Origin of the sequence: Eggerthella sp., assembly GCF_048329335.1 — a bacterium.
GTDB classification, from domain to species: Bacteria; Actinomycetota; Coriobacteriia; order Coriobacteriales; family Eggerthellaceae; genus Eggerthella; species Eggerthella lenta.
In genome coordinates, this window is record NZ_DBFEGU010000097.1 from 1 (window position 1) to 11,521 (window position 11,521).

Here is an 11,521-nt window from a genome sequence, read left to right on the forward strand (position 1 = left end):
ACGGCTACGAACGTGAAGACTCCTGTGCTGGGCGGCGCGCTGCTCACGAAGGTGGATGCCGACGATGCGACGACGGTGCTTGCCGGAGCGGTGTTCAAGTTGGAGCAGCATCTGTCCGACGGGACGTGGGCCGTGGTCGACGGCTTCGACGCGCTTGCCACGAACGATGAGGGAATCATCGAGGTGCATGATTTGCCGGTGGGAAGCTACCGCTTCGTGGAGACGGCCGCCCCCGAAGGCTACGTGTTGGACGAGACGCCGGTTGAGTTCGGAGTGGAAGTGGGCCAGCCCGAGCAGGTCGAACTCACTATGGAGAACGCTCCGGTGCCGCCCGACCCGGTTGACCCGGTGGATCCCAACGATCCCACCGACCCGACCGACCCGGCGAAACCCGTCGACCCTGCCGCGCCGGGCACTCCGTCGACCTCGCAACCGTCGACTCCGAATGCCCCGGGCAAGACGTTCTCTGCATCGTCGATCGCCCGCACCGGCGACGCTGTTCCGCTCGCCGTTCTGGGCGCGCTGGGCTCGGTTGCGATAGGTGCGCTCGCCACGGCGCTTTTGGTTGCGCGGCGGCGCGCGGGTCGTCGCTAGCCGTTGTTGGAGTAGTTGTCGGCGTTCTCCTTGAGCTTCGCCAGCACCGCGACGAACGTGTCGAGATCCGCCTGGTCGATGCCCTCGATCAGGCGGTCCGCCGCGTCGACGGTAACCGGCTGAGCGGTTGCGACCAGCTCGTGCGCCTTCTCCGTCACCGAGATCGCATGCGCGCGGCGGTCGGACTTGTGCTGGTTGCGCACCACGAGACCCTTGCGCTCGAGCGTGTCGAGGTAGCGGGTGATGGTGGCCTGCTCCTTGCGCGTGCGTTCCGCCAGTTGCTTCTGCGAGAGTTCGCCCGCGCTGTCCAGCTGGTTGATGAGGTTCCATTGGCCCGGCGTGATCTCGTAGGGCTTGAGCGCGGTTTCCAGCGACTTGGCGATGGCGCGCTGCGCGTCGTACACGAGGAATCCGATGAGGCTGTTATGCTGGTTGATCATGCTTGACCTGCTTCTGGAATGCCGCGCGAAGGTGGGGAGGGGCGTGCGGGCGGTCCGCACGCTGCGTTGGCCACGCTGAACGGCGATAGGGACTATAAAGTACCTGCTCAATTAATCACAATTGACCGGAACCCGTCAACTTCTTTGCGTCTCGCGCGTCCAAAAACCACGCCGCCGGTATCTAAGACCGCACTCGCGCTGCCTCTGCTGGTGCTGCTCGCGTCTGCATGTCGTTGACGCCGTCATTGACGCCTGCGATCAACGGCGATGGTTGCGCGCAAGCAATCTCGCACGCTGCAGGGCCGTTTTGCACAAAAAGCCGCGACGTGCGACACCTTGTCGGTTGCCGCATTTCGCGCAGTTTTGGTTGCTTTGGAAAACGCCTGATCGATATTGTAGCGATCTGAGGAGTATTGAAGGCTTCGTCGGCAGGACGGTTGGAAAGCTCTTTTCGAGGCTTCCAGGCGTCGCACGTCGCGGCTTTTTGTGCAGAAACGGCCGGATCGCGTGCATCGGCTCAAATCGGGCGATCCTTATAGCCCAAAGTCCTGCTCGACTGCTGCCGAATTCGACAACAGGCCTCTGACCGTTACGCTACGCACGTGGTTTTGTTGCGAACGGCTAAGCATCGTAAGATGCGTTGGATAGCTCGATGATCTCCTGCTTGCTGTGAACTTCAAGGGTGGCGTAGATTTTCTTCGCGTGGGTGCGCACGGTGTTTTCAGAAACGTACAGCTTCTTGGCGATAGTGGGGATGTCGTAACCGTGCGCAAGAAGCGCGAACACCTCTGCCTGCCGCTTGGACAAGCCATGCGTTTCGGCAATTCTCCGGCAGTTCTCATCGATGAGGTCTATCGGAGTCGAAACTTCGACGGGAGTTTCGGTCGCAATTGCTTCCTGCGGCGCGCAAGTCTTGTCGGCATTGCTGGAAGAGGCTTCTCGCGGCGCCCGTGTGACGAAGAACATAACGATGGAGCATCCGTACAGCAGCGCAACGACCGCTATCGTAACCGTTGCCTCCTGCAGCAGCCCTTGTTCGCGGACGGCTTCCATGGCGAAGTTGCCCAGCCAGTTCGCGCAGTAAAACAGACCCGCGAACAGGCCGTACACGCTGGTTAATCCCAAATTTTGCTTCGAGCTCACTTCGATGCTATCAATCATCACTATCATCGAGAACACGACGAATGCGATCCCGCTGACGTATGGGACGATGATGCGCAGCGGCGGTTCCAGCACAAGGAACAGCAGCAGCGCCGTCGCTATGATGGGAAACAGCACCGAGAACGTTTTGGTAGGGGTCGTTTCTCGCCTTGCTCCTAACCACGCGATGCCCAGAACGAGCGCGGCGATGATATTCTCGGAATGCACCATAAGCGATTGCTGTACGAATGTCATGCTCGCGGTAGAGTCGTGCGAGATGACGACGATGGCCGGGGCCGCCAGTCCAATCATGGCGATGCACAGCAGCGGTTTCCAGAGGGTGGCCAGCAGTGTGCCGAATGGGACGGTGCGCTGAGGAATATGGGAACGGTTTTCGCGATTGGCAAGTCTTTGGTGGGAGAACAGCGCCGCAACATTACATGCGGCGAGCACGGCGATAGTCACTGCTATGGCCGATGGTTCTAGCGTGAAAAAGGCGAGATAGGGAACCGCCGACAGGACGGATCCCAGTACTAGCTCGATCTTTGCCAAATCGGAGCCGTCCGCGAACAAAGCACGTGCCCAGCAGAAGAAGCAGCATGTTGTGCCGATGCCCATGCACGTGCTGGCTGAGATGAGAACTGCGGGATTTTGGGTGAGCGTGGACAGGCCCATCAGCGTGACGGCGGCGGTCAGCAGCGCGGCGGCGGCGGGTAGCGGGCTGCGATTGAACAGCGTCGGAGCGCAGTATGCCCCTATGACGAACACGAAGAACGTTAGCATGTTGCTCAGCGAGAGAGGCGCGCTCCACAGCAGCTGAGCATTTTCGCCGAGCGCTGTCTCAGGCAAGAGAGCGAAACCCCAGAGGGAAAACGAATTGAGCGCGAGGAAACATGCGAAGCCCGTGGCCGCGAGCAAGATATTCGCGATGGTTTTCTGCATGCATTCCCCTCCTGCGGGCATTGTACCCGATAAGTTCGTTTGGGACATGCTGATTCGATCGTCGAAGAGAGGTCGATCTGCCCATTTTCCAAGAATTCACCCGATCCATGTGAACGCCGGGATGCGAAACGCTCGCTGTGGGTGAACGTTTCGGCGAACGCGGCGTGCTAGATTCAAGCAGTTGTTTCAATCGGATCAAGGAGGGAATCATGGAACTGAATCGTCGTGACTTTTTGAAGGGCGCGGGTGCGATCGGCGCGCTGGGGGCGATGGGGACGCTGGCCGCTTGCTCGCCTGCGGCGCCGAAAAGCGAAGGGGCGAACGGTGGCGCATCTTCGGACGGAGCGCTGACTGCGCAGTCGGCTACCCAGAAATGGAGCTTCGAAATCCCGCCGGAGCCTATCGCCGACGCCGATATTGCTGAAACGTTCAATGCAGACGTCGTCGTGGTCGGCGCAGGCATGGCGGGCACGTGCTGCGCCGTTTCGGCGGCCGAAGGCGGGCTGAGCGTTATATTGATCGATGCGGGCACCAAGGCTATTTCGCGTGGCGGATCGAACCAGGCCATCGGCACGAAGTACCAGAAGGAAATGGGTATCGACTACACGCCGAAGGATGCCTTGGAGCATGTGAAGATCGAGCAGCTTGCCGGTTTCTACAGCATGGATAAGATGAAATGGTCGCGTTGGCTCCAATACAGCGGCGAATCCATGGACTGGATGATCGACAAGATGACCGCCAAAGGCCTGAAGGTCAATCTCGAGCCTCCGTACGCCGATCCTGATGGTACGCTGGCCGCGCCGGCGTCGGTGCACAACTTCTGGAATGACGAGAATCCGTTGGGCGTGTTCCAGGGTGCGCCGTTGTGCGCTCAGGCGTACGCCGACACGCTTACGCAGGATCTGGGGCAGCAGATCCACTTTCAGACCCGCGGTGTGCAGCTGATCCGCGAGGACGATAACACCGGTCGTGTGAGCGCCGTTATCGCGAAGCGCGCTGACGGCACGTATGCCAAGTACGAGGCTACGAAGGCCGTGGTGTTGGCCACTGGCGACTTCTCAAAAGACGAGGACATGATGGCCAAATACGCGCCGGATATTTACAACTCGCTGAAAGATCAGCTCACGTTCGGCGAGGATGCGGTAGATTTCGATGCCGGCATGAACTACTCCGGCCTCATGCCGGGAGACGGCCATAAAATGGGATTGTGGGTCGGTGCCGGTTGGCAGAAGGTGTTCCCGAATCCCTGCGCTGTCAACGGAGGGGTTCCCGGGCCCAGCCACTGCGTCATCGATAACTTCTGGGGCATCAACCTCAACATCAACGGCAAGCGCTTCCAGAACGAGAACACGAACTTTGCGTTCGGCGCTCGCTCGCTGCTGACGCAGCCTCAAACCACCGGGTTCGGCATCTGGGATACTGCGTACGCTCAGACGCAGGAAGAATGGGAGACGCTTGGTTGCTCGGTGAACAACGTCACGCCGCAGAAGCCGCTTACTCCCGAGCAAATGGTGGCCATGTGGGATGCAAACGTGGAGAAGGGCACCTACTTCAAAGCGGACACGCTAGAGGAGCTTCTCGACCAGCTTGAGGGCATCGACAAAAAAGAGGCCCTTGCTTCCATCGAGCGCTACAATACCTATGCGGAACAGGGTTACGACGAAGAGTACCAGGTGAATCCCAGTATCCTGTTCCCTATCAGCACGCCTCCGTTCTACGGTGCGAAAACCACGGGCGTTACCTTCCTCACGGTCATGGGCGGTTTGCGAACGGATGCGAACTTGCAGATTTGCGAGGATGACGATACTCCCATCGAAGGCCTGTACTGCGTAGGCACCATGATCGGTGATTTCTTCGCTGGCACGTACAACTTTGGATTGCCCGGCCAGAACCTGGGCGCCTGCTGCTGTACGCTCCCGTACGTGCTTGGCCGCGATTTGGCCAAGCTGTAAAACTCGCGCAGCAAACTGTGCTGGAGCCCGTGCGCGACGACCTCTCCCTCCCTAGGCGTCGCGTGCGGGCATAATCGCCGCCGACTTGCGCGGCGCGTGCGGCGGGACGCGCGGGGCCTCTGCCGAGGCGGCTCCGTTTCGCATCCGTCTTTCCTTGGGCGACGTTTGTTTAACGCGTCCCGGCTTTCTTCTTTGCGGGTGGACCAACGTTCGGATCGGTTTCTCCTTGCGTTTGTATCTAGGCCCGGGAGTCCGAATGTTTCACGTGAAACATTTGTCCGGCGCAGCTTCCTTTTGCTTCCTTGCGTGCAGTTGCCCCTTTAGCGCACAAGAACTTTGACGTTCGATGTTCGGAGGCGTCGAGCAGGATCCGCTGATGCCGGTTCGGCGCAGCGAATGCCTTCGAGCGTGGCAGGAAACAGCCGAAAATGATCATCTGGAGCCGCGAAACGAGCCCTCGCGGTGCCGCCGTTTTCGGAGCTTAGGCACCTTCCCAGGTGAGAGGGCCGCTGTGCTTGCCGTCACGTAGAGCAGCTCTGAACTGAGGATCATATTCAATGTTTCACGTGAAACATGCGTACGTTTTTACCTGTTCGCCACGTATAACTCTCGTGGTCGCGACTATTCTTTATAAAGATAGCTTAAAGTCGTTGCACTAATAATATCAGGTAATATAATTAGCACTGCAAGTAAAAGGGGAACGAGAACGGGGAACTTGCAGTCCGGGGCGCTTTGAAGGGGGATTCTTCGACGCGCGCACCCCTCCGCATCTCCGACCCCTCCATGCAGAGTGAGGCAAAAGGAGGAGAGATGTCACTAAAGATGAGCCGCCGAGGCTTCGTGAAGGCTTCGGCCGTCGCGACCGCTTCGACGCTGCTGCTCGGCGCGTCGGCCACCGCCGCCGCGGCCGACGAGGCAGCGGCCACCAGCACCTCGTCCGACGACGTGAAGATCATCCCCAGCGCGTGCCGCCAGTGCTACGGCCGCTGCGCGTTGTTCGGGCACGTCAAGGACGGGCGCCTCGTGAAGATCGAGGGCAACCCCGACCTGTTCAGCGAGGGCACGCTGTGCGGGCGCTGCTTCGCCATCCCGCAGGAGCTGTACAACCCGCTGCGCGTGCGCTACCCGCAGAAGCGCGTGGGCGAGAAGGGCTCCGGCCAGTGGAAGCGCATCACGTGGGAAGAGGCCTACGAGGAAGCGCGCGACCGCTTCACCAAGATCGGCGAGGAACACGGCTGGCACACCATCGCGCACCAGTACGGCACGGGCCGCGACATGCTGCAGTTCCAGGCCATCAACAAGCTGTGGCTTGAGCTGGGCTCCACGGCCACGTTCGGCGTGGGCAACCTGTGCTGGGTGGGTTCGTACTTCTCCAGCCAGCGTTTGTACGGCGACGAGACGCAGTACACCGGCTGGGACGGCAACAACACCGACTGCATCCTCATCTGGTGCCGCCAGGAGCGCAGCCGCGGCTACTACGACTGGCTCACCGTCAAGCGCGCGCAGGAGCGCGGCGCGAAGGTCATCTGCGTCGACCCCCGCTTCACCTGCACGGCTTCCAAGGCCGACATCTGGCTGCCCATTCGCCCCGGCTCCGACATGGCGCTGGTGCTGGCTTTCATCAACGAGATCGTCCACTCTGACAAGTGCGCAACCGAATTCGCGCGCATGTACACGAACGCCCCGTTCTTCATCGACGAGAAGGACGCCGACGGCAACGGCACGGGCTACCAGCTGCGCGAGTCGTACCTCAAGGAGGACGGCAACGAAGAGCTGTACGCCGCGTGGGACGAGAACAGCGACCAGCTGATCTTCTGGTCCGGCGACTGGCAGAACGCGAAGGGCGTGGGCGGCCCGAAGGCCTTCCAGTGGCTCGACGCCGAGGGCAACATCGTGGCCGACGCGAAGCCCGCGCTGTCCGGCAGCCATGAGATCAACGGCAAGACGTACCGTACCAGCTGGGACATCCTGGTGGAGCACGTCACCCCGTGGACCATCCAGCGCGCCGCCGAGTTCTGCGAGCTTCCCGAGGGCAAGATCAAGGAAGCCATCGACGCCTACATCGACGCCAGCCCGCACGCGTGCTTCACGCGCGGCCAGAAGGTGGAGTTCTCCATCAACACGTCCGGCATCTCGCAGGCGTTCACCATCATGATGGCGCTGGCCGGCAACTTCGACTCGAAGGGCGGCCAGAACATCGGCCGCGAGCCCGCCACCGGCTACGACTCCTTCATGTTCGACGTCGTGCCGAACAAGGAAGGCCGCATGGGGCAGCGCCGCAAGGAAACGGCCATGAACATCAAGAAGCTTTCCGTGTGCCAGAACACCGGCTACCAGGACATCCTCGTGGCCGACGACGCCACCGGCGAGTTGAAGACCACGAAGCAGAACTCCGGCGGCCAGGTCATCTACGGCCAGCAGGGCGGCTTCGGCGCGGCCACGACGAAGGCCATGGCGAAGGGCGATCCGTTCCAGATCTACGGTTACTGGCAGCAGACGTCCGAGCCCATCCTCTCCATCGAGGGCGGCCATGAGATCGTCGAAGGCTTCAAGAACCTGGACTTCTTCGTGAACGTGGACCTGTACATGACGCCGTCGGGCGAGCTGGCCGACATCATCCTGCCGGCCGCGCATCCCAACGAAGTGGACCGCGTCGAGTGGGCGCACTCCGGCCACGGCTATCCGACCAGCCACACGTACCTTATCCGCCAGCCGTTCCACGAGCCGCTGGGCGAGTGCCGCGACGACATGGACATCTGCTTCGAGTTCGCCGAATACATGGGCGTGGACATGTACTGGAAGGACAAGTACGAGTTCTTCGACTACATGGTGAAGGGTCCCGAGACGCTTCCGCCGCAGCTGAGCTGCGCGAACTTCGAAGAGTTCCGCGAGCGCATCAGCGTGACCGGCGTGGAGATGGCCACCGTGAAGAACGCGCCGAAATACGAGACGGGCTTCATGCGCAAGACGAGCGACTTCCGCCCCGGCTTCAACACCATGTACCGCGGCAACAAAATGGGCTCGGTCTACCGCTTCCCCGGCGCGAAGAAGCCGGACGGCACGGTGATTCCGCCGCATCCGCAGTCCGACAACGGCAAGATGGAGCTGTGGAGCGAAGACCTGCTGCTGTACGGAAACGGCGCCCTGCCCATGTACATCGAGCCGCCGATCACGAAGATCTCGCGCCCCGATCTGCTGGACGAGTACCCGTACACGCTGATCACGGGCGGCCGCAGCCACGCGTTCTTCCACACCGAGTACCGCAACAGTCCGTGGATGCGCGAGGTGCACATGTTCCCGACGATGGACATCAACCCCGCCACCGCCGCCGAGCACGGCATCGAGCAGGACGACTGGGTGTACATCGAGACGTACGTCGACCGCATCAAGCAGCGCGCGAACCTCACCGAGGCCATCAAGCCGGGCATGATCCACGTCGAGCACGACTGGTGGTTCCCCGAGCGCGAGGCCACCGACGACCTGCACGGCGCGTTCGACAGCAACTGCAACGTGCTGTTCGAGAACAACGGCCCGTACGATCCCGCCGTGGGCACCGACAACTACGGCGGCCTGTGCAAGGTGTACAAGGCCGACGACGGCGCGCCGAAGAACATCTGCATGAACTCGGAAGACCTCAAGATATTCCTGCCGCTGACCGCCGACCAGCTGGCCGCCGACGACCAGCAGAACGGCGTCGCGCAGGTGACGAAGGGGGGTGCGAAGTAACATGACCCGCAACATTATCGACATCGATCTGGACAGCTGCATCGGCTGCCACTCCTGCGCCGTCGTGTGCAAGCAGGAGAACAACGTGGGGCTGGGCACGTTCTACAACAAGGTGCTGACGGTGGGCCCTTCGGGAACCTATCCCGACCTGGAGATGTACTACCTGCCCGTGTCGTGCCAGCATTGCGCCAACCCGGAATGCGTCAGCGTGTGCCCCACCGGCGCCAGCTACAAGCGCGACGACGGCGTGGTGCTGGTGGATCACAGCAAGTGCATCGGCTGCCAGTACTGCGTCATGGCCTGCCCCTACGGCGTGCGCGCGTACGACACCAGCAAGGACAAGGGCGTTATCGAAAAGTGCACGATGTGCGCGCATCTCATCGATAAGGGCGAGAAGCCGGCGTGCGTGAAGCACTGCCCGGGCCAGGCTCGCAAGTTCGGCGACCTGGACGATCCCGAGTCCGATGTGTCGAAGCTGCGCGCCGCAAAGAAGACGTACAAGCTGAAGGACGTGGGGAACCATCCGGGCGTGGACTACGCCATGGACAAGTGCGCCTGGAAGGGAGATGAGTAACCATGGAAATCCAGTGGCCACTTCTGATTTTCAGCGTGCTGTTGGGCGTCACCTCGGGTTCGTTCGTGTTCCTGGCCGTGGGCGAGCTGCGCGGCAAGTTCCGCGAAGTGCGGTTCTCGGGCGCGCTGATCGCGCTCGTCTGCCTGGCCGTGGGCGGCTGCGTGTCGGTGCTGCACATGGGGCACCCGGAGCGCGCGACGCATCTGCTGGGCAACCTGGGATCCGGGCTGTCGAAGGAGCTGTTCGTCGTCGCCATCATGGGCATCATCGCGTTGGTGTACCTGGTGCTGGCGAAGAAGGACTACCCTGGCGTGTCGAAGGTGTTCGGCGTGCTGGGAGGCATCGTGGGCCTGGTGCTGCCGTTCGTGGCAGGGTCGTCGTACCTGATCGCGGCCCGTCCTGCGTGGGATAGCATCGCGCTTCCCCTGATGTTCTTGGGCGCCGGCCTGGCTTTGGGCATGACGCTGATGGCCGGCCTCGTGCTGCTGCGCGGCAAGGCCGCCGAAGAGGGCGGCTTCGCGCTGAAGCTGGCGCTGGCGGGCGTCGTCATCATGGCGGTGACCACGGTGGCGTACGTGGTGTGGATCGCCATCGCTCCGTACCAGGCGCCGACGCGTTCCATCGATCGTCTGATCTCGGGCGATTTGGCCGTGATGTTCTGGGCGGGCGTCGTGGTGATCGGCATCGTGGTCCCGGTTGCGCTGACCGTGCTGGCCTGCGTGCAGGCGACGAAGGGAGCGGGCGACACCGGTTCGGTCGCGCCGAAGCAGCTGGCCATGTACCTGCTCGGAGCGTGCGCCTGCACCGCCATCGGCGCCATCGTGATCCGCATCATCATGTACGCCGTGGGCACCAGTGTGGAGCAGTTCATCTACCACTGATACAGTTAGGGGCGCGCCGCCTGGCGCGGCGCGCCCCCCTCATCCGCCTTCCCCCGTGCCTGAACGCTGCAACCCCCTCCGCAGCGTTCAGGTACGAAGGACGGCCGACGAGATCAGACATCAAAACCCAAGGAGGGCAATCATGATCGAAACCATGCCTGCTGAGCTCGCTGAGAACCTTATAGACTTCTGCGAGAACCGCAGCCGCGTGTACGCACTGCTGTCTCGCTGCTACGAGACCGAGATCGACGCCGCGTTCGCCGAGGCGCTGGCAGGGGAGGCCGCGCTGGCCTCCGACGACGCCGGCCTGGCCGCCGGGTTCGCCGCGCTGCAGGCCGACCTTGCCGGCTGCGACGAGGACGCGCTGGAGCAGCTGGCGGTCGTGTTCGACCGCGCGTTCTTCGGCATGGGCCCGCGCACTGCGCAGAAGGCCTTCCCGTACGAGTCGGTGTACACGAGCGAGGGCGGCCTCATGATGCAGGACGCCTACGCGGAAGTGCTGCATGTGTACCGCGGCGCGGGCTTCGCGAAGAACCCCGGTTTCAAGGAGCCGGAGGACCACCTGGCCGTCGAGCTGGCCTTCATGGCGCTTCTGTGCGGGCGCGCCGTGGAGGCGCTGCGCGCGGGAGACGAGGCGGGGGCCGAGCGCCAGCTGCGCGCCCAGAGGGAGTTCCTGAGCGACCACCTGCTGAACTGGATCGACCGTTTCACGGCCGACGTGCGCAAGGCTGCCGAAGACGGCTTCTACTTCGACTTGGCGACGTTCACCGAAGGCTTCCTGACCGCCGACGCGGCCGAGCTTGCCGAAGTGCTGGGGTAGCAGCATGCGATCGTGGCACAAATTTACGGTTTGGGCATGGTGGAAGGCGGGCGGGAAACAGCGACCAGGCATTACGTAAATGCATGGTTTGCTATTCGCCAAAAAGTAGAAGGAATTCGCGCCCAAACCGTTTATTTGTGCCAGATTCGGCCGACCTGACCGACGGCTGAAGCGTTTCACGTGAAACATCGAGTTTGTTGTTGAGGGGATGATGAGTGTGGAGACGATTTCCCGACGCGGGTTCCTCGCCGCGGGGGCCGTGGGCGCGGCGATGGTGGGCGTCGGCGGGTTCGGCGCGGTGTCGCGCCAGGCCGACGCCGCGTTCGTGCGCCCGCCGGGCGCGAAGTCGAACGCGCAGCTGGTGGCGGCGTGCGACCGCTGCGGGCGCTGCCTGCAGGCGTGCCCCTACGGCATCGTGACGCCGATTCCGCTGGCCGAGAACCTCGTGGCGT

The 11,521-nt window shown here is 62.3% G+C and carries 9 protein-coding genes; 7 read left to right on the forward strand and 2 right to left on the reverse strand.

The window, feature by feature from the left end:
- Positions 1-594, forward strand: a 594-nt coding sequence (locus ACMO6A_RS03060) for a prealbumin-like fold domain-containing protein (RefSeq protein WP_418470762.1), incomplete at its 5' end; no start/stop codon positions are given.
- Here ACMO6A_RS03060 and ACMO6A_RS03065 read toward each other — a convergent pair.
- Complete coding sequence (locus ACMO6A_RS03065) at positions 591-1,034, reverse strand: MarR family winged helix-turn-helix transcriptional regulator (RefSeq protein WP_009305692.1); 444 nt, start codon at positions 1,032-1,034, stop codon at positions 591-593. The genes ACMO6A_RS03060 and ACMO6A_RS03065 overlap by 4 nt on opposite strands.
- A gap of 621 nt (positions 1,035-1,655) precedes the next feature.
- Positions 1,656-3,116 (reverse strand): helix-turn-helix transcriptional regulator, encoded by a 1,461-nt coding sequence (locus ACMO6A_RS03070; RefSeq protein ID WP_009305693.1) that lies wholly within the window; start codon positions 3,114-3,116, stop codon positions 1,656-1,658.
- A gap of 209 nt (positions 3,117-3,325) precedes the next feature.
- Here ACMO6A_RS03070 and ACMO6A_RS03075 point away from each other — a divergent pair, with 209 nt between their 5' ends.
- The 6 genes from ACMO6A_RS03075 to ACMO6A_RS03100 all read left to right on the forward strand — a co-directional run.
- The gene (locus ACMO6A_RS03075) at positions 3,326-5,068 is read left to right on the forward strand and encodes an FAD-dependent oxidoreductase (RefSeq protein WP_009305694.1); all 1,743 of its coding nucleotides are present in this window, start codon (positions 3,326-3,328) and stop codon (positions 5,066-5,068) included.
- A gap of 810 nt (positions 5,069-5,878) precedes the next feature.
- Complete coding sequence (locus ACMO6A_RS03080; RefSeq protein ID WP_009609021.1) at positions 5,879-8,794, forward strand: molybdopterin-containing oxidoreductase family protein; 2,916 nt, start codon at positions 5,879-5,881, stop codon at positions 8,792-8,794.
- A 1-nt stretch (position 8,795) separates the two neighbouring features.
- The gene (locus ACMO6A_RS03085; RefSeq protein WP_418470763.1) at positions 8,796-9,368 is read left to right on the forward strand and encodes a 4Fe-4S dicluster domain-containing protein; all 573 of its coding nucleotides are present in this window, start codon (positions 8,796-8,798) and stop codon (positions 9,366-9,368) included.
- Positions 9,369-9,370: 2 nt separating this feature from the next.
- Positions 9,371-10,249, forward strand: a complete 879-nt coding sequence (locus tag ACMO6A_RS03090; protein ID WP_009609016.1) for a dimethyl sulfoxide reductase anchor subunit family protein — start codon at positions 9,371-9,373, stop codon at positions 10,247-10,249.
- Positions 10,250-10,391: 142 nt separating this feature from the next.
- Positions 10,392-11,069, forward strand: coding sequence for a TorD/DmsD family molecular chaperone (locus ACMO6A_RS03095; RefSeq protein ID WP_418470764.1), 678 nt, complete (start codon positions 10,392-10,394; stop codon positions 11,067-11,069).
- 211 nt (positions 11,070-11,280) lie between these two features.
- A partial coding sequence (locus tag ACMO6A_RS03100; RefSeq protein WP_418470765.1) for a twin-arginine translocation signal domain-containing protein occupies positions 11,281-11,521 on the forward strand: 241 nt, incomplete at its 3' end.

Excerpts from the sequence above, each read along its gene's own strand:
- ACMO6A_RS03085 (WP_418470763.1), top strand. The coding sequence starts at position 8,796 with ATGACCCGCAACATTATCGACATCGATCTGGACAGCTGCATCGGCTGC.
- ACMO6A_RS03075 (WP_009305694.1), top strand. The coding sequence starts at position 3,326 with ATGGAACTGAATCGTCGTGACTTTTTGAAGGGCGCGGGTGCGATCGGC.
- ACMO6A_RS03065 (WP_009305692.1), bottom strand. The coding sequence starts at position 1,034 with ATGATCAACCAGCATAACAGCCTCATCGGATTCCTCGTGTACGACGCG.
- ACMO6A_RS03080 (WP_009609021.1), top strand. The coding sequence starts at position 5,879 with ATGTCACTAAAGATGAGCCGCCGAGGCTTCGTGAAGGCTTCGGCCGTC.
- ACMO6A_RS03090 (WP_009609016.1), top strand. The coding sequence starts at position 9,371 with ATGGAAATCCAGTGGCCACTTCTGATTTTCAGCGTGCTGTTGGGCGTC.
- ACMO6A_RS03095 (WP_418470764.1), top strand. The coding sequence starts at position 10,392 with ATGATCGAAACCATGCCTGCTGAGCTCGCTGAGAACCTTATAGACTTC.
- ACMO6A_RS03070 (WP_009305693.1), bottom strand. The coding sequence starts at position 3,116 with ATGCAGAAAACCATCGCGAATATCTTGCTCGCGGCCACGGGCTTCGCA.